The organism is Streptomyces sp. NBC_00028 (genome assembly GCF_045041065.1).
Taxonomy (GTDB): domain Bacteria; phylum Actinomycetota; class Actinomycetes; order Streptomycetales; family Streptomycetaceae; genus Streptomyces.
In genome coordinates this window covers 9,474,658-9,495,863 of the sequence record NZ_CP108293.1, presented here as the reverse complement: position 1 = coordinate 9,495,863, position 21,206 = coordinate 9,474,658, and the positions used below count along the sequence as shown (strand labels likewise).

Genomic DNA, 21,206 nt, shown 5'->3' with positions numbered 1-21,206 from the left:
TTCACGCTACCCGAGCCAGCCGGTGCTCAGCAGGTGCACATCGGGCGGTGCCGTCACCCCTCGCCTGGGGGCACGGTGTGGCACAGCAGCAGGCAGATGTCGTCGTCGCGTTCGGAGTCGTGCAGAAGCGGCTTGAGCAGGGCGTCCGCCGCGGCCTCCGGGTTCTGCTCCAGTTCCGGAGTGCTCAGGGCGCCGAGGGCCTGGCCGAGGCGCTCGATGCCCGCGTCGATGCCTCGGGCCCGGCGCTCGACCAGGCCGTCGGTGTACAGCACCAGGGAGGATCCGGCGGGCAGGTCGACGCGGTGGTCGGTGTACTCGAACGGCATGGGGATGCCCAGCATGACGCCGGGTCTGGTCTCCAGAACGCGGATCGAGCCGTCCGCGCCGCGCACCACGGCGGGCGGGTGGCCGGCCGAGGACCAGACGACCTCCGGTTCACCCGGCCTGAACCTGGCGATCATCGCGGTGGCGTACAGCTCCGGTTGGAGATGGCTCAGCATGCGGTGCAGCCGGGTGAGGATCTCTCCGGGGCTGTCGTTCTCCACCGCGTAGGCGCGCAGCGCGGTGCGCAGCTGCCCCATGACGACGGCGGCGTGCAGACCGTGGCCCGTGACGTCGCCGATGACGGCGAGCAGGCTGCCGTCGGGCTGGAGGAAGGCGTCGTACCAGTCACCGCCGATGTTCAGGCCCCGGGTGGCGGGCAGGTAGCGCGCGGCCAGCAGCAGACCGGACGGCGTGGGCAGTTGGGTGAGCTGGGCGCGCTGGAGGGCCTCGGCGGTGTCCCGGTACTGCTCGTAACGGCGGGCGTTGTCCAGGGCTACGCCGACGCGGCGGGCGAGTTCGACCAGCATCACGCTGGTGTCCGGGTCGAACCGGGGGCCGGGGGCGGTGAGGGTGAGGACGCCGAGCAGGCGCCGGGCCGCGAGCGGGATGGCCAGCAGCACCCGGTCCGGGAACAGGACGGAGGGCGGCAGGTCGTCCACCCCGGGCAGCCCGCCTGGGTGGGCGGCGGCGTGCTGCGGTCGGCCGGTGCGGGCCGCGGTCACCGCGGCCGCCGCGTGCTGCCGTACCCGCTGGGGGCGCTCCTCGCCGTTCTGTTCCTGTTCCTCGTCGAAGAGCCATACGTCGAGGTGTTCCGCGTACTCCGGTACGAGCAGGTCGGCGAGGCTGCGCAGGATGGCCGCGGGGTTGAGGGAGGCCGTGATGGCGGCGCTGGCGTCCGTCAGGAAGGTCAGCAGACGGCGGGCCCGCTCCGCCTCGGCGCGGGCGGCCCGCTCCGCCTCCAGGAGCTCGCGCTGGGCCCGGGAGGCGGCTTCCAGGTCGGTGTGCAGGGCCAGGACGCCCTGATTGGTCTGGTGCAGCTCCTCGCGGTGCAGTCGCAGAAGGCGTTCCTGCTCGTCGAACAGGCGCAGCACGGCCGCCGTGTTGTCGTCGGCGTGCAGCAGGGCCGGCGGCAGCGGCATGTCCTTGTCGGGGATGTCGGCGGGCTCCGGCAGCGGGCAGGTGAGATCGGGTTCCTCAGCGATGTCGGGTCGGGCCATGGCGACCGGTCGCAGGGTGACGTCGAGGCGTCCGGCGCTTCCGTCGGCCGCCTGCCGGACGGACGGCACGAGTTCCCAGTCGCCGTCCCGGTCGAGGCAGCCGCGCAGCCGGGCCGTCAGCGCGGTGAGGAAGCGGGCGCGCTCCAGCGGCGGGACCGCGGCGGCGGTGACGACACGGTCAAGGGCGGCTCTGGCCTCGGCCACGTCGGTGACCGACGTGATCTTCCAGGCGTCCGGAGTCGCGGTCATGGACGTCCGTCCAGGTCGGGGGCGAGTACGGCCACGGTGGTGTCGTCGCGCAGCGGGCGCGCGGCGCTGCTCCCGTCCCGCAGGACGACGGCGGCCGTCAGGGCCGGGTCGTGGGCAGGCAGACGGGCGTCGTCCGGGGGTGTCCAGCGGCTGGGGAGTCCGTCGCTGTGCAGGATGAGCAGGCTGTCCGGGCGCCAGGCCGATGCGTGCCGGGGCACGGTGGCGGGGAAGTGCGCTCCGACGATGCCGGGGTGCGAGATGAGGGGCCGCCACGCCCCGTCGGAGCGGAGCCTGGCGCCGATGTTGCCGACCCCGGCGAACGACAGCCGCTGGGTGTCCTCGTCGAGCTGGGCGACCCCGACGGCCGCGCCGCGCGTGGTGCGCAGCGCGGTGTGCAGTCGCCGCAGGATGTCGGCCGGGGGCAGATCGGGCCGTCGTTGCAGCTCCTCGACGGCGGCGGCGGACGCCTCGGACGCCTTCGCGCCGTGACCGAGCCCGTCGGCGAGCATCAGGGTGACCAGTGGGCCGGAGCGCACCCAGCTGAAGGCGTCCCCCGAGTAGTCGGCGTGGGCGAGGGGGGCGTTGATGCCGCCGGCGCGGGTGCCCTGGGCGGCGAGGGCCGGAGCCGAGCGGGACGGCTGTGCGGATCCGGCCGGGCCGAGGCGCGCCACGGCGACGGTGCCCGTGCCCTTGCGGCTGTGCAGGTCGAAGTCGTCCGACAGCCGGCGGCAGGTGCCCAGGCCCGCGCCCAGGGAGGAGGTGGCGGTGGTGTAGCCGTCGCGCAGGGCCGCGGCCACGTCGGCGATGCCCGGGCCGTGGTCGAGCGAGGTGATCTGCACCCGGGTCGCGGCAGGGGCGAGGGTGTCGGCGGGTCCGGTCAGGTTGATCACGATGCGGCCGCCGTTGGCGTGCTTGACGAGGTTGGTCGCCAGTTCGGTGGCCACGAGCGCCGCGGCGGCCGTGGAGCGTGCGTCCAGTCCGGCCGTGGCGCAGGCGCTCTCGGCCGCGACCCGGACGTCCCGGACTCTGGTGGTTTCGGGGACGGGGACGTCCCAGACCCTGCTCACAGCACTCCCGGGCGGGGCGTGGGCAGGCCCGAGACCCATTCGGTGATGGTGACGGTGGTGCCGAGGCCGGGCCGGGTGTCCAGGACGAACTCCTGGACGAGCCGCTTGGCTCCGCTCAGGCCCATGCCCAGTCCGCCGCCGGTGGTGTAGCCGTCGGTCAGGGCCAGGTCGACGTCGCGGATGCCGGGGCCGGTGTCGACGAAGGAGAGCCGCAGCCCGCGGCGTGCCCCGTCGCCCAGTGTCGTGATCTCCGCGTGTCCGCCGCCGCCGTGGACGAGGGTGTTGCGGGCCAGTTCGCTGGCGGCCGTCACCAGCTTCGTCTGCTGCACCAGGCCGAAACCGAGGTCGGCGGCGCACTGCCGCACATGCTGGCGCAGCCACGCCAGATCGGCGTCCCCGGCGATGGGCAGTCGCGTGGTCGGGGTGAGGGGAGCATGCATCACGCACCCGCTTCCGGCCGGGTTGTCGTGAAGGCGCTGCCCAGCAGGGCCAGGGCCCGGTCGACGTCCAGTGCCGTGACCAGGCCGGGCAGGGTCAGGCCCAGCTCGACCAGGGTGATGGCCACAGCCGGGCGCATGCCGGCCAGTACGGTCCGGGTCGCCAGCAGGCTCGCGCTCGCGGCGATCTCGGCCAGGATGCGGCCGAGGAAGGAGTCGACGATCTCCACGCCGGAGAGGTCGATCACGACACCGTTCACCGGCACCGCGCTGTTCGCGATGCGGTGGGTGATGTCGTGCTGGAGCTGCTCCGCGACCCCGTCGTACAGGTCTCCCCGCAGGGTGACCAGCAGGATGTCTCCCAGTGCCAGGACCGGCACCGGCTCCGGGTGGAGGGCGGAATGGTCGGTCACCGCGGGCCCGCTCCTGCGCCAGGGCGGGTGGAGACGGCGATGCCCTGCTGGGCGAGCGCGTAGGCCAGGGCGTCGGAGAGCCCGGCCCGGGTGAGGATCGATCCGAGATCGATGCCGAGGTGGACGATGGTCTGCGCGATGGCGGGACGGATTCCGGAGACGATGCACTCGGCGCCCATCAGCCGGGCCGCGGCGACCGTCTTCATCAGGTGCTGGGCCACGAGCGAGTCGACGGTGGGCACACCGGTGATGTCGAGGATGGCGTAGCGGGCCCGCCGTTCCACGATCGCCTCCAGCAGGCTCTCCATGACGATCTGGCTGCGGGAGCTGTCCAGGGTGCCGATCAGCGGCACGGCGACGACGCCGTCCCACAGCTCGATGACGGGGGTGGCCACCTCCATCAGCTGTTGGCGCTGTCGGGCGATCAGTTCCTCGCCGGAGTTGATCGTGGTGTCCATGACCACCAGGCGCAACGTGCCCATCAGGACCGTCAGTTCCAGCAGACAGGCATGCATGATCTCGTCGGCGGAATCCTCGAACTCGGCCCGCAGGAGCGCGGTGACCGGGGCTCGCAGTCCGGCCACCTCCCGGGCGATCTGCGGCGGGTTGTACCCGGCCTGGGTGCGGGCAAGGGCCATGCGGCCCAGTTGGTCCCTGACGGGGTCGAAGCCGGGGGCGTCGATGTCCTCCAGCCGGCCGGCGCGGGCCACCTCGGCGAGGGCGTCCACCACCGCCTTGCTCCCCTCGACCGCCTCGTCCCGGGAGACCGTGAAGACGGCGCGGAACAGCGCGGCGTCCGCCCATCGGTGGGCGATCTGCTCGCGGCGCCGTTCGAGGAATGCGGCGAGTTCCTGTGTCACCTCGGGGGCGGTGTCATGCTCCACCACGTACATCTTCTTCCTGTCGAGCGCTCCTGCGGCCGACCGTGCGGCAGGCCATCACCTGATTATTGCCGCATGGCAAACGTTATCGCGGGGGCGCGGGGCGAACAACACGCGATCATCACAAGGGCAGTTCGGCGCCTCCTTGCTCCGACGGCCTCCCCCGCCAGTCCAGGCACACGATGAGGGCGTCGTCGTCGGCCGCCGCCTCTCCACGGTGGCCGGTCAGCTCCCGCAGAATCGCGCGCGGCACCTCGGCGGCCGGCAGCAGCCGGGTGGAGTGGATGGCCCGGGCGAGGGCCGCCTCCCCGTACGCCTCCCCCTTGGGCGAGGCCACGGCGTGCACGCCGTCGCTGACGAAGACCAGCCGGTCACCGGGCTCGACGTGGAAGTCCTGCACCACGTAGTCGGTCTCCTCGAACATGCCGAGGGGCAGCTGGGCGTCGAAGGCGATGCGCTCCACGGCACCGCCGCGCAGCCGCAGCAGTTGAGGGGAGCCGGCGTCCACGACGCTGGCCCGCCCGGTGGCCAGGTCGAAGTCGAACATCAGGACCGAGAGGTAACAGCGCCCCTGGTAGTGGGCGTACACGGCCTGGTCCGCGAGGGCGGCCTGGTCGGCGATGGGGAGGCCGGCCCGCCGGGCGTTGCGCAGGGCGTTGATCGCCAGGTTGGTCAGCAGGGCCGCCTCTATGCCCTCGCCCATGCCGTTGGTGACGTACAGCGACAGCCGGTCGGCCGTGGCGGCCCAGTCGAAGTTGTCGCCGAAGATGGCGTAGGCGGGCTCCAGTTGAGCCCCCAGCTCGTACTCCGGGCGGGTGCAGCCGCAGCCGGGCAGCAGCTGCCACTGCATCTCCGCCGCCAGGGTCAGCCGGTCCTTGCGACGCGCCTCCAGGTACAGGTCGGTGTCCCGTTCGGCCACGAGCACCTCACGCCCCAGCACATCGGCGATCTCCAGGAGTTCGGACTCGCACTGCCGCGAGACCTCGCCCCCGCCGAGCGTCACCGACAGCACGCCGACGCGGTCACCGCGGACACTGACCGGCAGATGCAGCCGCGTCCGTCCCTCCGGGGAGTCCTCCCGGTACGGCCGCTGCGAACCGAAGGCCCGCCCGGCCGGGCTGTTGTAGATCGACAGCGGCTCCAGGACGTGCGGCCGGACCGACACCGGCTGGAGCACCGTCAGACCGTAGTCGGCCATGAACAGCTCGACGTCCTCCGCACCGTACTGCTCGATCAGTGCGGCGCGGAGGGCGTCGAGCAACGCATGGGGCGCCGCTGTGCGCATCGCGCGCTCAGCGGCCATGAATCTGTTCACGATGGACAACACACCTATCTCTTGCCGGAGGCCGCCGGCTCCGCGGGGCGGCGAACCCGCCCGCCCCGGCCGCGACCGTCGCTCAATGCCTCATTGGCCCGCCCGCGCACCTAGTACGCTGACGGGCACCCCAGTGCCTGCGAAAGTGTGACCGTGACTGCCTTCCGCCCCCGCCCGGAGCCCGACGAGGTCGCTCGTATGACCTCCACGGCTGCGGAGCTGCTGGAAGTGCTGTGGGGCCGCGCCTCGACCGCCCCCGCTTCCGCGTCCCAGCTGCGCGTGCTGTTCGTCCTCGAACACCACGACGGCATCAACCTGCGCACCCTCGCCGACCATCTCGCCTCCACTCCGCCCTCCACCAGTCGCCTGTGCGACCGGTTGCAGGCTGCGGGGTTCGTGGAGCGTGTGGTGAGTCCGGCCAATCGGCGCGAGGTGCGGCTGCACCTCAGCGGCCGGGGCCGTGCCTTCCTCGTCGACCTGCGCGCCCGCCGGGAGCAGGCCTTGCGAGCGGTCCTCGACCAGATGCCCGCAGCGAAGCGAACCGCGTTGACGGAGGGGCTGGACGCCTTCTGCGCGGCGGCGGCCCTGCAACTGCACGACGACGCCGAGGCGTCCGACAGCAGAACTGCCTGAGCGATCCGCTGCGGGATCCGGCCCGGCACTGCGGCCAGGTCCCGGGGATCAGCGCACGGAGCAGCCCCCGCCCACCGGAACATCCAAGATCCTTCCCCATGCGCGTCCGTCATCGCTACTTTGTTGCCTCCCGGCCATAGTTGTCAAATGGCAAGTATCGGTCGGTGTTCTGTCTTGGCATGACGACCGGGTACCCCCTCCGGCGCGGCATAGCGGTGTGGCAAAGGTCTCGGCCCGCCCACGGCCATGAAGCGGCCGAAGCCGGGTACACGCTGCTCGACCGGACGGCCCCGTGCCGGGCGGGCGCACGCATACGAGATGACCGCCGCTCCCCGAGAAGCGACGGTCATCTTCACAACGGCTCCCTCAGTACGCGGGCGCACCGCCCACGCGTTCCCGTGCCGTCGCCGTCAGAGCCGGGTCCAGTCGCTCCCGGTGGCCGTCGGGGAAGCGAAGGTCCAGGCCGCCGTCCTGCGTGGTCCGCACACGGGCGCCGTGACACAGCGCGTGCGGGTCATGGGCGAGTCGGGGGTCCCGGGTGAGGACGACCAGGGTGGCCAGGAGCAGGGTGCCGCCGGGGTGGTGCGGAAGGACGAGGGCAGGTGTGGCGGAGTGCTGTCCGTAGGCGTTCAGTCCCGTCGTCTGGACGACGAGGCCGTCGCGCGGCTCGCCCGGGCCGTCCCAGCCGTGCAGGCCGGCCAGCGCCGAGGTCAGGCCGTCGGCGCGGCGGGCCACGACCCAGCCGGGGCCGGCCTCCACGGTGCAGGGGGTGTCGTCGTAGGCGAGCGACCACCCCGTCTCGCGCACCGCGGCTCCCGCCCCGGCGTGCACCAGATGGACGCGGATCTCCCAGGCGCGATGGACCGCGCTGACCGTGGCGACCGATGCCGGCGCCCCGGGCGCGGTGCCGTCGTCGGTGTACCAGGAGGCGGCGAGAGCACCGTCGGCGGCGCCCAGCCGGTGTATCCGCCGCCGGCGCGACACCGCGGAGGCGTCGAGGACGGCGATGTGGTGGTCGATGGTGGTGGGGTGGCCGTCGGGCGGGGTCTGCGGCGCGGTCGCGGTGGAGTAGGCGAGCCTGGAGTAGTGCGGACTGTCGGGCTGTTCGTCGGGGGTGGGCGACCGGCGGTCGCTGCCGTGGTTGACCAGGCGCACGATCCCGTCCGCGGCCGTGCTGTGCAGCAGCCACCCGGGGCCGGCCAGGGCCAGTACCGTGTCCCGCGTCTCGACCGGTCCCGGCTCCTCGGTCGCCGTCCACACCGGATGCGTGTCGGGCAGCAGCAGACCGAGGAACGCCTTGGCCGCCCAGTACGGCGAGGCCGGACCCGAATAGGGCTGGGTGACGGGCAGGTAGGGGTGGTACCAGCCGAGGCTGAGCAGACCGTCGGGACCGGGAACCCCTCGGTCGGTGAAGTGCTTCAGCGCACCCGAGGCCAGTCGGCGGGTGCGGCCCGGGGGCAGCGGGGTCGCCCCGACCAGCGCCCCGGCCCACAGGGCGGCGGCAGTGCCGTACCGGTAGGTCAGCGAGCGGCCCTGGTGCAGGGGGGCGCCGTCGGCGCCGAAGAAGTACTGGTGTGTCTCCAGGAAGGCGCGCAGGCGCTCACGGTGACCGGCCGTCAGGGACGGGTCCGCTCGCTCGCCGGCGATCCGGGCCCACAGGACGGGATACAGGTGCAGGGCCCAGGCGTTGTAGTAGTCGAACTTCTGGCCGTCGCCGTCCGTGTACCAGCCGTCGCCGCGGTACCAGTCGTCGAGGCGGGCGAGTCCCGCCTCGATCTCGGAGCGGCGGTGGGGCGCGCCGACAGAGGCGAGGAACTCCTCCACGACCACTTGGAACAGGCGCCAGTTGGAGTCGTTGGCGGTGGCGCCCACGAAGTCCGCGAGCCAGTCGACGACGCGCCCGCGGACCTGGTCGTCGAGCAGGTCCCAGAGCCAGGGCCGGGTTTCGTGCAGGGCGATGGCCACGGACGCGGCCTCCACCATGGGCTGCGAGCGGTCCTTGATAGGGGGCCAGTGCTCGGGGTGGCCCGGGTCGGTGCCCGCGGTGAGTCCGGCCGCGTACCGATCGATGAGCGGGGCCAGTCTCTCCCGCTCCCCCGGCCGGGTCGCTCCGGCGATGCGGAACGCGGCCAACAGGAAGGAACGGGCGTAGCCCTCCAGGCCGTCGGCCTGTTCCCCGGAGTAGCCGGTGCGGCCGGGCAGCCGGTACTGGGCCAGGCCGGGCGTGGCGTAGGGACGAAGTGCGTCGAGGAGTCGGTCGGCGGCTGCTTCCCAGTGGGCCCGGGTGTAGCCGGTGAGCGGCGAGAGGCGGTGGTCCGCGGGCAGCGGGCCGGGCGTGGTGACCGAAGGCGCGGTCATACGGGGGTGTTTCCTCCGTTGGTCGGTGGGTGCGTCAGCAAGCCGGTGCGGGCCCGGCGAGGTGGGGTGGTGGCCTACGTCGGCGCCTTGGTGCGGGCGAGGGCTGTTCCTTGATTCAGCGGGCGCCCACGGACGGCCGGTCGTCGGCATGGCGTGGCGGTGCGGCCACGCTGTCGCGTACGACGATGTGGGAGCCCAGGACGAGCGGGGCGCCGTCGGTGTCCTCGGGGTCGCGCAGCGCCAGGCGCATGCTGGCGCGCCCGAGTTCCTCGGCGGGGGTACGGACAGTGGTCAGGGGCGGGTTGAAGTCCTCGGCGAGGGGGATGTCGTCGTGTCCGACGACGGAGATGTCGTTGGGCACGCGCAGCCCGGCCTCGGCGACGGCGCGCAGCGCTCCGGCGGCGACCATGTCGTCGCCGGCGAAGACGGCGGTGAAGTCCCGTCGCTGTCCGAGGAGTTCGGCCATCGCGCGCCGCCCGGCGGCGCGGCCCAGTCCGCAGTCGACGACATGACCCGCCTCGGGGGGCAGTCCGTGTTCGGCGAGAGCGGCGCGGTAGCCGCGGACCCGGGCGTCCAGGGCGGTGTTGCCGGGCAGGCCGCCGAGGAAGACGATGCGCCGGTGCCCGGCGGACAGCAGATGGCCGGTGATGGCATGGGCTCCGGCCTCGTTGTCGAACATCACGACCTGCACCGGGAGTTCGGGGTCCGGGGAGGGGCGCCCGCACAGTACGAGGCGGGCCCCGGCCGAGTCGAGGGCGTGGGCGTAGCGGGCGATGCGCTGCCGGTAGGCGTCGTCCTCCACGACGCCGCCCACCAGGATCACCACCCGGGTGCCCTCCTCCCGCATGAGTTGCACGAAGTCCAGTTCCCGCTGGGGGTCGCCGCCGGTGGTGCCGACCATGCAGAGCCAGCCGTTGGCCGACGCCTCCGCCTCGACGCCCTCGGCGACATGGGCGTAGAACGGGCTGGTCACTCCCCGCAGGACGACGGCGACCGTCTTGCGGCCGGCCCCGACCAGGGCGCGGGCGTGCGGGTTGGCGACGTAGTCGAGCGCGCGGGCGGCCCGCAGGACTTTGGCCCGGGTGGTGTGCGGTACCGGGTAGTTGCCGGTGAGCACCCGCGAGACCGTGGCCACGGACACGCCGGCCCGCTCGGCCACCTCCCGGATCGTGACGCGTCCCATCAGGTCCGCCTTTCTTCGCACGAGAGCGATACGTCGGTGCAGTGCGCCCGCGCCGGTCAGACGTTCTGGGCGTACTCCGCGGCGTATTCCTCCGCCATCTTGTCGCCTCCGCGCGAGCGCCAGTTCTTGACCACGGAGTCGAGTTCGGACAGCGGGGAGCGGCCGGCGACGACCGCCGTGACCGTGTCGTTGAGCAGCGCGTCGAGCGTGGCGCCCTGGGCGGTGTTGGTCGGTGACTGGAGGCCGAAGGCGGGGTTGCGGATGGCGGCCGGCACGACCTTCCGCTGCCAGGCGTGAAGGGATCGCACCACGTCGGGCATGCCGGGCACGAACAGCACCTGGGGGCCTTCGGCGAGGTAGCGGAAGGGCAGGTTGGTGATGTTCTCCACCTCGCCCAGCTTGGTGGCCTGCGGGGAGCCGTCCTTGCCGCGGGTGAAGTGGACGCCCTCCACGCCGTAGTGGAGGAGTTCGTACTCCTTGGTGCCGAAGGGGGCCGCGAGGTAGTCGAGGACGCGCAGCAGGAGCTGGACGCGTTCCTTCTTGGCCTTCTTGAGGATGGTGTAGCCGAAGGAGCGTCGGGCCCCGACGACGCCGCCGGGGGTGCCGTCGACGCTGTACGGCAGCGCGAGCGCCGGCGTGATCAGACCTTCGGCGTCGGAGAACAGGGTGGTGTAGGCGCCGAAGCCGTTCTGGAGGGAGCCGACCGTGCCGTTGAGGAACAGGGTCTGGAGGTCGGGGGTGGACAGGGAGGTGGCGTCGGGGTGGTAGGAGCCGTTCTTGCGCAGCTGGGCCTGGAAGGCGACGGCCGCCTTCCAGCGTTCGTCGGTGCACGCGGCACGGAAGGTGCCCTGGGAGTCGACGGACCAGCCGTTGGGGGCGTTGTGGGCGGCGTTGTGCACGGCGTTGCCGAACATGGAGCCGGTCGCCGCGCCCAGCGCGTACTTCTTGCCCGAGGTGGCCTTCTTCGCCACGGCGGCGAAGTCCTCGGAGGTCCAGCCCTCCCTCATGCCGGCGCCGGCGAACATGGCCCGGTTCAGGTACAGGGTGGAGCCGGGGACGGGGCGTTCCAGGGGGATGCCGTAGATGCGGCCGCCGATGCGGCCCATGTCGTGCCAGGCGTGGGTGGGGAGGTTGGCGAGGTTGGGGTAGTCGGCGACCGCGTCGCCGGACAGGTGCACGGTGAGGTCCTCGCCGAGCTTCTGCACGAACTGGGCTTCGCGGGGCAGGGTGTAGCCGGCGAACATGTTGATGATGTCGGGCAGTGAGTCGGGGTCTCCGGCCATCACGGTGGCCATCTTCTTCTGGTAGTCGGTCTGCGGGACGACCGTGTACTCGATCTTGACGCCGAGGGCCTTCTCGACCGCCTTCCAGTACTGGTTCTGCGACTCCGCCTTGGGCGGGGTGCCGAAGCTGACCGACATGACCTTGATGGTGGAGCCGTCGCCGGGGGTGCGGGCGACGGAGCTGGTGAGGGAGGCCGGGTAGGAGGTGTAGCCGGGCTGCACGCCCTCGGCGGTGGCGGCGAGGTCCGGCTTGGCCGCGGCGGCGGGCTTGTACGTGGGCCACGGGGCGAGCTCCTTGCCGGTGTTGGACACGCCCTCGCCGCCGGAGTCGGTGGAGCAGGCGGTGAGCAGACCGGGCACGGACAGGGCGGCGCCGGCCATGGCGGCGGAGCGCAGGACGGTGCGCCGGGAGACATGGGACATGGCGAAGTGCCTTTCGTTGTGCGGCTCGTGAAAGGGGCTCAGCTCTTGATGGCGCCCGTGAGCACGCCCTTGGTGAAGTACTTCTGGAGGAAGGGGTAGACCAGCAGGATCGGTACGGTGGCGATCACCAGGACGGCCATCTGGATGGTCTGGGGGGCGTTGACCGCCCCGTCGCCGAGGGTGGTGTCGGTCATGCTGACGCCGGAGATGACGTAGGTGCGCAGCACCTGCTGGAGGGGCCAGTGGTCGCTCTCCAGGTACAGGGAGGCGTAGAACCAGGAGTTCCAGTACGCCACCGCGTAGAAGAGTCCCACGACGGCGAGGGCCGCCTTCGACAGGGGCAGCACGACGGTCCACAGCACCCGCAGGTCCCCGGCCCCGTCGAGGCGGGCGGCCTCGTACAGCTCCTCGGGGATGCCCTGGAAGAAGCCGCGCAGGACCACCAGGTTGAAGACGTTGATCAGCACCGGGAAGATCAGCGAGGCGTAACTGTCCAGCAGCCCCAGCTCCTTGACCAGCAGGAAGTTGGGGATCATGCCGGGCGGGAAGAGGAACGTGAACAGGATCAGCAGCAGCGCGGGCCGGCCGCCGAACACGCCGGGGCGGGCGAGCGCGTAGGCGAGGGTGACGGTGCAGGCGAGGCTGAGCAGGGTGCCGACGAGGGTGACGCCGGCGCTGACGCCGAGGGCGTGGGTGACGATGCCGCCGTCGAGGATGTCCCGGTAGGCCTGCAGGGTGGGCTCCGTCGGCCACAGCACCCAGCCGCCGCCTGCGACGACCTCCCTCTGCGAGGCGAGGGAGGTGGAGACGATGACGAGGAAGGGCACGCACACCAGGAGCACGACGGTGAGCAGCGCCAGCACCTTCGCGGCCTGGGTCAGCGGCTTCGGCTTCTCCATCCAGCCGGGCCGGACAGTGGCACTCACTTGTAGACCCCCTGCTCGCCGAGGCGGTGCGCGACCTTGTTCGCCGCGTAGACGAGAACGGCGCCGATGACGCCCTTGAACAGGCCTGCCGCGGCGGCGTATCCGTAGTCGCCGCCGACGATGCCTTGGTAGTAGACGAAGGTGTCGATGATCTCCGCGGCCTGCGGGCCGACGGCGTCACGTTGCAGCAGCATCTGCTCGAAGCCCACCGAGAGTATGTCTCCGAGCCGCATGATCAGCAGCAGGATGACGACCGGGCGGATGGCGGGCAGGGTGACGTGCCAGAAGCGGCGCCAGGGGCCCGCCCCGTCGATCGCGGCGGCCTCGTACTGCTGCTCGTCGACCTGGGAGAGCGCGGCGAGGAAGATGATCGTGCCCCAGCCGGCGTCCTTCCAGATGACCTGGGCGACGACGAGCGGCTTGAACGCGTCCGGGTTGCCGATGATGTCCGCGCTGTGCAGCCCAGCGGCGCCGAGATAGCTGTTGAGCATCCCGGTGTCGCCGAGGACCTGCTGGAACAGGGCGACGACGATGACCCACGAGATGAAGTGGGGCAGATAGGCGACGGACTGCACGAAGCGGCGGACGCTGCTCCAGGTCAGGCTGTGCAGCAGCAGCGCCAGGGCCAGCGGCACGGGGAAGTAGAACACGAGCTGGAGCAGGGCGATCCAGACGGTGTTGAACACCGCGTCCCAGAACGCCTTGTCCTCCAGCATGCGCTGGAAGTTGCCGACGCCCGTCCAGGGGCTGCCCCACAGCCCCTCGAAGGGGATGTACTCCTTGAACGCGATGACGTTGCCGACCAGCGCGCCGTAGTGGAAGAGCAGGAAGTAGGCCAGGCCGGGCACCATCAGCCAGAACAGTGCCACGTTCCGGCGGTCGCGAAAACGTATTCGCTCGGTCTTGGCGCCTGCCGGGCGACGGAATGAGCGTTTATCCGTCGGTTTGGCAGGGCGCTCACGCAGCAACGCTGCCACGGAGCCTCCTTCGGGGAGGTAGGGAGTGAAGGGAAGTTAAAACGTTTTCAGAGACGGGTCAATGCTTGGGACGAGATGCGTCGATCTGAAGCCGGGCCCGCGCCCGAAGCTAGGCCCGCAGATGGGCGGAGGCCGCCGGCACGGCGTGCAGCGGCGCCAACCCCGCGGCCAGGCGCCGGAGTTCGTCGACGACGAGGCGCCCCATGGCCCGTCGTTCGGTGCCCACCGTCCCGGCGACATGCCCAGTGAGCAGGACGTTCGGCAGGGCGTAGAGGGCCGAGTCCGAATCCGGGGGCTCGTCTCGGGTGACGTCCAACACGGCGAACAGGTCGGGCCGTTCGGCGAGGACCCGGAGCAGGGCCGCCTCGTCGATCACGGCTCCGCGCGCGGTGTTGATGAGGGTCGCCCACGGGGGCAGCAGCCGCAGCAGGTCTCCCCCGACGAGGTTCTCCGTGCGGCCCGCGATGAGCGGCGTATGGACGCTCAACACCCGTGATCTCGCGGCCAGTTCGGACAGCTCGGCCACCCTGGTCACGCCCTGTGCCCGGAACGTGTCGTCGTCCAGGTACGGGTCCCAGGCCAGGATCCGGGCGTCGAGCCGGTGCAGCCGTTGCGCGGTCTTGCGGGCCACGGAGCCGAACGAGACCAGCCCGACGGTCTGTTCACGGATGCCGGGCACGCCCTCCAGCGGGGGCAGTGCCCGGTCGGCGACGATCCGCCGGGAACGTCGGTGCACGTCCTTCAGCGCGAGGACGGTCTGGGCGTACACGTACTCGGCGACCGGCTCGTTGTTGGCGTCGGCCGCCGACACCACGGTGATCCCACGCTCCCAGACCGCGTCAGTGACGATGCGGCGCACGGACCCGGCCGCGTGCAACATGGTGCGCAGCCCCGGCAGTTCGGTGAGGAACTTGGCGGTCAGCGGAGGAGCGCCCCAGGAGGTGACGAGGACTTCGACATCGCCGCGCCGCGGGTGTACGGCCAGGTCGGCGCCGTGGGAGCAGTCGGCCACCAGGTCGACGAGGTCGGTCAGTTCCGCCCATGCGGCCGGGCCGAAGACCTCGTCCCGCAGAGTCCGCGAGAGCACCACCGCGGCGCGCGGACGCGGGGCGCCGGAAGTCGCGGCCGGCGGGCGCGCGGCGCTAGCCAACGCGGACCAGACCGGTCCAGGCAGCGGCCAGCACCTCGTGCCCGCGCGAGTTGAGATGCACCCCGTCCTCGCTGATCAGCGTGGGGTCCCCGGCCTCCCGCGCCGCCTGGTTCAGCAGCCCGTCCGCCGCCAGCAGGGCCGCGTCGAACTCGGCGGCGAGGCGCCGGACCACGTGGATGCGCGGATCGAGATCCTGACGCCAGGCCCACTGCTCGCGCTGTACGGGAATCAGGAACGGCTCCATCAGCACCAGCCGGGTGCCGGTTCCCTGGAACGGGAGCAGCAGTTCGCGGTAGTCACGGGCGTAGTCGGCCGTCGATGTGGGGTCCTGGGCGTCGTAGCGCCGCCAGGTGTCGTTGATGCCGATCATCACGGACAGCACGTCCGGTTTGAGGTCGACGGCGTCGCGTTCCCAACGAATGCGCAGGTCCGCGGTGCGATGGCCGCTGATGCCGCGGTTGAGGATGTCCGGCGTCGCGCCCGAGGCGGCGAAGTGCCGTGCCACGGCGGCGACATAGCCGTGCCCCAGGCTCAGACCGTCGGCGGGATCGCGGCCGGCGGCGGTGATGCTGTCGCCCTGGAACAACAGCCGGGCGGACGGGGAAACGTCGAATGGCATGGGTCTTCCCTGACAGGAGGTTGCGGGGAGAGGGCACATGGAGAAACGGAACCTGCGGGCCCTGCACAGATTGAACAGGCGACATGGGGAAAGGGCCAGCATTCGTTCCTCTTGCTTCACTTTGCTGCAACCGACCCCTCCCAGTACGCCGTTCGCCCCGGTTCGCCGCGCACCGGCTGTGAACCTCGGCGTCAGGTCTGGTTCATCCGATCCAACTGGTGTAAGCATGTCCACCGTCAGCCGGCCGGAGTCGGATCGAGCCGCAAACGATTCCACCCATGGCCCGCAAGGCCTTCCCCCGTATTACCTCTCGTAGCTTCGCCACCCCCGCGTGTATGCACTGAAAACGTTTTAAGCGACACGGTCCTGGCACGCCCTCTCACCCCTGCCCTCAAGGAGTCGCACACCGTGGTTCACCTCAGTCGACGCACCCTCCTCGCCTCGGCCGCGGCGAGCGGTGCCACCGTCCTGCTGGCCTCGCAGTCGGGAACGGCACACGCCGCACCCGCGACGGCCGGCGACGGGGCCCAGACCGCCGTCCTCACCGGCCATGACCCGGTGACCCTGCGCTGGCTGGAGGGCGGCACCCCCGCGGAGCTCGCCGCCGGCACCACCTGGGGCGTGCCCTGGCCGCGCGGAGCCTTCGCCACGGACCAGCCCTTCTCCCTGACCAGCGGCTCCGGCACCCAAGTGCCCGTGCAGACATGGCCGACCGGCTGGTGGCCGGACGGTTCGGTGAAGTGGACGGCCCACGCCGTCGCCGACTCGGCGCCCCGCGGGGAGACCTACCGGCTGGAGGCGGGCAGCCCCGAGGCCCCCGAGAAGCCGGTACGCGTCACCAGCGACAGCGGCACGGTCGTCGTCGACACCGGCGTCGTCCAGGTCACCTTCGGAAAATCCGGCAACGACCTGATCAAGTCCATCAAGCGCGCAGGCACCGAGATCGCCACCTCCGGCCGGCTCATCGCCTCCCGGCAGGACAGCGCGCCCGGCGAGTCCAGCACCGTCAGATCCGAGACGTTCACCAGCACCGTGAAGGCCGTGCACGTCGAGCAGGAGGGTCCCGTCCGCGCCGTCGTCCGGGTCGAGGGCAAGCATCGCAAGGGCCTGCGCTCCTGGCTGCCGTTCACCGTCCGCTTCTACCTCTACGCCGGGTCGGACGCCATCCGCGTCGTGCACACCTTCGTCTTCGACGGCAACGAGCACAAGGACTTCATCGACGGGCTCGCGGTGCGCTTCTCCGTCCCGATGCGCGGCGAGCTCCACAACCGGCACGTCCGCTTCGCCGGTGACGGAAAGGGCGTCCTCGCCGAGGCGGTCCAGGGCATCACCGGCCTGCGCCGCGACCCCGGCGCGGCCGTACGCACCGCCCAGTACCAGGGCAAGGCAACCCCGGACGCCTCGACCTGGGACACCCGGGTCACCAGCCGGCTCCAGTGGATCCCCGCCTGGGGCGACTACCGCCTCTCCCAGCTCAACGCGCACGGCTTCGAGATCCGCAAGCGGACCAAGGCGGGCCACTCCTGGATCCGGTCCGACGGCGGCAAGCGCGCCGCGGGCCTGGCCTACGTCGGCTCCCCCACCGGCGGACTCGCTTTCGGCATGCGCAACTTCTGGCAACTGCACCCCACCGAGCTGGAGATCACCGGCGCGGCGAGCGACACCGCCACCGCCACGGTCTGGATGTGGTCGCCCCGCGCCGGGGCGATGGACCTGCGCTTCTACCACGACGGCATGGGCGAGGACACCTACGACAAGCAGCTGGACGCCCTGGAGATCACCTACGAGGACTACGAGCCCGGCTTCGGCAGCCCCTACGGCGTCGCCCGCACCACGGAGCTGACGTTCTGGGCCCTGGACGCCACACCCACCGCGGAGCGGTTCTCCGAGCTCGCCGCCGCCAACGCCACCCCGCCCCTGATCGTCAGCAGCCCCCAACACCTCCACTCCGCGGGCGTGTTCGGCTCCTGGAGCCCGGTCGACCGCTCGACGACCGCCAGGAAGACCATCGAGGACCGCCTCCAGCAGATGCACACGTATCACCGCGAGCAGGTCGACCAGCGCTCCTGGTACGGCTTCTGGGACTTCGGCGACATCATGCACACCTACGACGGCACCCGGCACACCTGGTGCTACGACATCGGCGGCTACGCCTGGGACAACTCCGAGCTGTCCACGGACACGTGGCTGTGGTACCACTACCTGCGCACCGGCGACGCCACCGCGTTCCGCTTCGTCGAGGCGATGAGTAGGCACACCAGCGAGGTCGACGTCTACCACCTCGGCAAGTACGCCGGACTCGGCACCCGGCACGGCGTCATGCACTGGGGCGACAGCGCCAAGCAGGTCCGCATCAGCAACGCCGCGTATCGGCGCTTCCACTACTTCCTCACCGCCGACGAACGCATCGGCGACATCCTGCACGACCTCGTCGACTCCGATCGGACCTTCCTGGTCCTGGACCCCGGCCGCAAGATCCGCGAGGGAGCCTACGAACCCGACCCGGCGGCGCTGGGCATCAGCACCACCACCGACTGGGGGGCGCTGGCGATGGCGTGGCTCGCGGAGTGGGAGCGAGGCGGCGACCCGATCGCGAAGACCAAACTGATCAACAGCGCCACCACCATCGCGGCCCTGCCCAACGGCTGGGCGCAGGGCGGCGACATCCGCTACAACCTCGCCGACGGCACGTACACAGGACCCACCGAGAAGTCCGTCTCCGTCGGCGCGCTGAGCAGTGTGTTCGGCCTCGTCGAGGTGATGACCGAACTGATCGACCTGGTGGACCTTCCGGAGGTCAAGGCCAAGTGGGTCGAGTTCTGCCGCCTCTACAACGGCACCAAGGCCGACCAGATCGCCACCACCGGCTCCAGCTGGGGCAGCCTCAACCTCGGCCAGGCCTACTCGCGCGCCACCGCCTACGCGGCGAAGCAGCTCGACGACAGCGCTCTCGCCGCGCGGGCCGTGACCGAGCTGCGCAAGGGCGCGGCCGGCTACCCCGACAGCCTCTCCTTCGCCACCAAGCACTACGAGGGGCCCGACGTGCTCAACCCCGTCGACGAGGCCCCGCTGTCCACCAACGCCAGCGCGCAGTACGGCCTGGCGGCGATCCAGTGCCTGGCCCTGGTGGGTGACGCGATCGGCTAGCCACACCCCCGCACCCACGGTCCCGGCCACGGACGGAGGAGCCATGCCCGACGTACTCGTCGCCTCCCGGCGCAAGCAGCTCGTCACCGCGCTCGAGACGTGCGGCGCACGCAAGGTGACCGATCTCGCCGCGCTGCTGCGCGTGTCCCGGGCGACGGTGCGTCGGGACCTCATCGACCTGGAGCGCCAAGGGCTCGTCGTCCGCGTCCGAGGAGGCGCCCTGCCGGCCGACACCACCGTCGGCGGCCCGCGCCCCTCGTCCCGGCCCCCTGCGACACTGCACGCGCAGACCCATGTCCTCGGCCTGATCGTGCCGTCGGCCACCTACTACTACCCCCGGGTGATCGACGGCGTGCAGGCGGAGGCCGCCCGACGCGGCGCCCGGGTCGTCATCGGCCTCAGCGGCTACGCCCACGAACACGACGCCCAGCGCATCGACGAACTGCACCGCTCGGGCGCTTCGGGGCTGCTGATCGCCTCCCCGCACGGCCACGGGCTCGCCTCCGACACGTATGCCCGCCTCGCGGCCACGGGCCTGCCGTTCACCCTGATCGAACGCAGACCGCCCAACCCGTTCCTGCCCTGCGAGTTCGCTGTCACCGATCACCGCCAGGGCGTCTACGCGGCGATCCGGCACCTCGCCGAGCTGGGCCACGACCGGGTGGCCCTGTTCACCAACGGCAGCCCCACCGCGGCCCTGTTGCGCCAGGGACACTCCGCCGCGGTGCGGCACCTCGGGCTCACCCCCGGGGTGCCGGTGGTGGACAGCGGACGGCCGGCACAGGGTGCGGCCGAGTCGGCGCCGCACTACGACAGTTTCCTCGACGCCTGCCGCGACACGGGTGTCCGGGCCGCGCTGGTGCACTCCGACCACGACGCCATCGAACTGCTGAGCCGTATGGCGTCCCGCGGTCTGCGCGCTCCGGACGACCTCGCCCTGATCGCCTACGACGACGAGATCGCCGCACTCGCGGACGTACCCCTCACCGCGGTCGCGCCACCCAAGCACGCGGTCGGCAGCCAGGCGGCAGGCCTGCTGCTGGACCGTCTGGAACACGCCGCGCACGGGACCACCCCGCCACCCGTGCGGCAGGTCCATCTCCAGCCGTCACTCGTGATCCGAGCCTCCTGCGGCGCCCGCCCGACCACCTGAATCCGTGCGGCCCTGACCTGCCCCGTTCCCCCCACCCCCACCCGTCTACAAAGGAGTAGATGTGACACACAGGCGCATGAGAAGCACATGGATCACCCCGCCCCGCACCTTCGCAGCCGCCGCCGTCGTGTCCGCTGCCGCCTGCGTCGTCGTCCCACCCTCGGCGCGCGGCGCGACGGCTCAGGTCTACTACGTCTCTCCTACCGGCAGTGACAGCGCCTCCGGGTCGAAGTCGGCCCCCTGGGCGAGCATGGCCCACGCACAGAGTGTCGTGCAGCCGGGCGACACGGTGTACTTCCGCGGCGGCACCTACGCCTACACCCGGGCCAACAGCGCCTGCGCGAGCCGGACAGCGCGGGTCGACGCGATCACCCTGAGCAGGAGCGGCACGGCGGCGGCCCCCATCCGCTACTGGGCCTACCCGGGCGAGACCCCCGTCTTCGACTTCACCGGCATGCGCGACGACTGCCGTATCAAGGGCTTCGACGTCACGGGCGACCACCTGCACCTCAAAGGACTGGAGGTGAAGGGCGTCCCACAGAACAACGAACTCAACCACGAGTCCTGGGGCCTCTGGATCTCCGGCAGCCACAACACCTTCGAACTGCTCGATCTGTACGACAACATGGGGCCGGGCCTGTTCATCCAGAACGGCGGCGGCAACCTCGTCCTGAACTCCGACTCCCACGACAACTACGACGCCCACAGCTCCGGCGGCGCGGGCGAGAACGCCGACGGCTTCGGCGCCCACATCCCGGCGGGCAACGCCGGCAACGTGTTCCGGGGCTGCCGGGCCTGGTGGAACTCCGACGACGGCTTCGACCTGATCCGCGCGTTCTCGTCCGTCACCATCGACAACTCCTGGTCCTGGCGCAACGGTTACCTACCGGAGACCAGCACAGCCGCGGGAAACGGCGTCGGCTTCAAAGCCGGTGGCTACGGCGGCGGTTACGTCGAAGGCGGCGCCAAGCACACCGTCCGCAACGCGGTCGCCTTCGCCAACCGGGCGTCCGGCATCTACGCCAACCACCACACCGTCGCCAACGACTACTTCAACAACACCAGTTACGCCAATCACCCCGACTTCAACATGCTCGGCGTCGCCCCCGACGGCACGAGCACCGGCCTGGGCGTCCTGCGCAACAACATCGCCTACGGGGGCACGCTCACCGCGAACACAGCGGGGACGGACTCCTCCCACAACACCTGGGAGCTGAACGTCACGGTGTCCGACAGCCAGTTCAAGAGCGTGTCCACGTCCGGCTGGGACGCCCCCCGCGACGCCGACGGCAGCCTGCCCGTCCTGCCCGCCTTCCGTCTCTCGGGGTCCAGCACCCTCGTCGACCAGGGCACCGACGTCGGCCTGCCCTACCGCGGCGCGGCGCCGGACCTGGGCGCCTTCGAGGCCCGCTGACCCGACACGGCACCAGACCCACACCCCCTCCGGAAGG

Annotated in this window: 17 protein-coding genes; 4 read left to right on the top strand and 13 right to left on the bottom strand. The window is 71.4% G+C overall.

Annotation, left to right across the window (positions count from 1 at the left end):
- Positions 1 to 53: 53 nt before the first annotated feature.
- From OG885_RS43030 to OG885_RS43005, 6 genes are all read right to left on the bottom strand, one after another.
- On the bottom strand, positions 54 to 1,790 hold the full coding sequence (locus tag OG885_RS43030) for a PP2C family protein-serine/threonine phosphatase (RefSeq protein WP_405742131.1): 1,737 nt from the start codon (positions 1,788 to 1,790) through the stop codon (positions 54 to 56).
- The gene (locus tag OG885_RS43025; protein ID WP_405742130.1) at positions 1,787 to 2,857 is read right to left on the bottom strand and encodes an ATP-binding protein; all 1,071 of its coding nucleotides are present in this window, start codon (positions 2,855 to 2,857) and stop codon (positions 1,787 to 1,789) included. Before OG885_RS43025 ends, OG885_RS43030 begins: the two co-directional genes overlap by 4 nt.
- The gene (locus OG885_RS43020; protein WP_405743151.1) at positions 2,854 to 3,297 is read right to left on the bottom strand and encodes an ATP-binding protein; all 444 of its coding nucleotides are present in this window, start codon (positions 3,295 to 3,297) and stop codon (positions 2,854 to 2,856) included. The genes OG885_RS43025 and OG885_RS43020 overlap by 4 nt, the downstream gene beginning before the upstream one ends.
- Entirely contained in the window at positions 3,297 to 3,707 is a 411-nt protein-coding gene (locus OG885_RS43015) for an STAS domain-containing protein (protein ID WP_405742128.1), read from the bottom strand. Before OG885_RS43015 ends, OG885_RS43020 begins: the two co-directional genes overlap by 1 nt.
- Positions 3,704 to 4,600 (bottom strand): STAS domain-containing protein, encoded by an 897-nt coding sequence (locus tag OG885_RS43010; RefSeq protein ID WP_405742126.1) that lies wholly within the window; start codon positions 4,598 to 4,600, stop codon positions 3,704 to 3,706. The genes OG885_RS43015 and OG885_RS43010 overlap by 4 nt, the downstream gene beginning before the upstream one ends.
- Positions 4,601 to 4,709: 109 nt before the next feature.
- A complete protein-coding gene (locus tag OG885_RS43005; protein WP_405742124.1) occupies positions 4,710 to 5,891 on the bottom strand; it encodes a PP2C family protein-serine/threonine phosphatase in 1,182 nt (393 codons plus the stop codon).
- 210 nt (positions 5,892 to 6,101) lie between these two features.
- Here OG885_RS43005 and OG885_RS43000 point away from each other — a divergent pair, with 210 nt between their 5' ends.
- Positions 6,102 to 6,536, top strand: a complete 435-nt coding sequence (locus tag OG885_RS43000; protein ID WP_405743149.1) for a MarR family transcriptional regulator — start codon at positions 6,102 to 6,104, stop codon at positions 6,534 to 6,536.
- 366 nt (positions 6,537 to 6,902) lie between these two features.
- On the opposite strand, the gene OG885_RS42995 is transcribed toward OG885_RS43000, so the two are convergent.
- The 7 genes from OG885_RS42995 to OG885_RS42965 form a co-directional block, all read right to left on the bottom strand.
- The gene (locus tag OG885_RS42995) at positions 6,903 to 8,894 is read right to left on the bottom strand and encodes a DUF2264 domain-containing protein (protein ID WP_405742122.1); all 1,992 of its coding nucleotides are present in this window, start codon (positions 8,892 to 8,894) and stop codon (positions 6,903 to 6,905) included.
- Positions 8,895 to 9,009: 115 nt separating this feature from the next.
- A complete protein-coding gene (locus OG885_RS42990) occupies positions 9,010 to 10,077 on the bottom strand; it encodes a LacI family DNA-binding transcriptional regulator (protein ID WP_405742120.1) in 1,068 nt (355 codons plus the stop codon).
- A gap of 56 nt (positions 10,078 to 10,133) precedes the next feature.
- The gene (locus OG885_RS42985) at positions 10,134 to 11,783 is read right to left on the bottom strand and encodes an extracellular solute-binding protein (protein ID WP_405742118.1); all 1,650 of its coding nucleotides are present in this window, start codon (positions 11,781 to 11,783) and stop codon (positions 10,134 to 10,136) included.
- A gap of 38 nt (positions 11,784 to 11,821) precedes the next feature.
- The gene (locus tag OG885_RS42980; RefSeq protein WP_405742116.1) at positions 11,822 to 12,709 is read right to left on the bottom strand and encodes a carbohydrate ABC transporter permease; all 888 of its coding nucleotides are present in this window, start codon (positions 12,707 to 12,709) and stop codon (positions 11,822 to 11,824) included.
- Complete coding sequence (locus OG885_RS42975; protein ID WP_405743147.1) at positions 12,706 to 13,560, bottom strand: ABC transporter permease; 855 nt, start codon at positions 13,558 to 13,560, stop codon at positions 12,706 to 12,708. Before OG885_RS42975 ends, OG885_RS42980 begins: the two co-directional genes overlap by 4 nt.
- Before the next feature lie 235 nt (positions 13,561 to 13,795).
- Positions 13,796 to 14,773: a hydroxyacid dehydrogenase gene (locus OG885_RS42970; protein ID WP_405742114.1), complete on the bottom strand. Its 978-nt coding sequence runs from the start codon at positions 14,771 to 14,773 to the stop codon at positions 13,796 to 13,798.
- Between the two features lie 55 nt (positions 14,774 to 14,828).
- A complete protein-coding gene (locus OG885_RS42965; protein WP_405742113.1) occupies positions 14,829 to 15,455 on the bottom strand; it encodes an SGNH/GDSL hydrolase family protein in 627 nt (208 codons plus the stop codon).
- Between the two features lie 408 nt (positions 15,456 to 15,863).
- On the opposite strand from OG885_RS42965, the gene OG885_RS42960 reads away from it, so the two are divergent.
- From OG885_RS42960 to OG885_RS42950, 3 genes are all read left to right on the top strand, one after another.
- On the top strand, positions 15,864 to 18,602 hold the full coding sequence (locus OG885_RS42960; RefSeq protein WP_405742111.1) for a Tat pathway signal sequence domain protein: 2,739 nt from the start codon (positions 15,864 to 15,866) through the stop codon (positions 18,600 to 18,602).
- 43 nt (positions 18,603 to 18,645) lie between these two features.
- Positions 18,646 to 19,755: a LacI family DNA-binding transcriptional regulator gene (locus OG885_RS42955; protein ID WP_405742109.1), complete on the top strand. Its 1,110-nt coding sequence runs from the start codon at positions 18,646 to 18,648 to the stop codon at positions 19,753 to 19,755.
- A gap of 76 nt (positions 19,756 to 19,831) precedes the next feature.
- Complete coding sequence (locus OG885_RS42950; protein WP_405742107.1) at positions 19,832 to 21,169, top strand: right-handed parallel beta-helix repeat-containing protein; 1,338 nt, start codon at positions 19,832 to 19,834, stop codon at positions 21,167 to 21,169.
- The last annotated feature ends 37 nt before the right edge of the window (positions 21,170 to 21,206 follow it).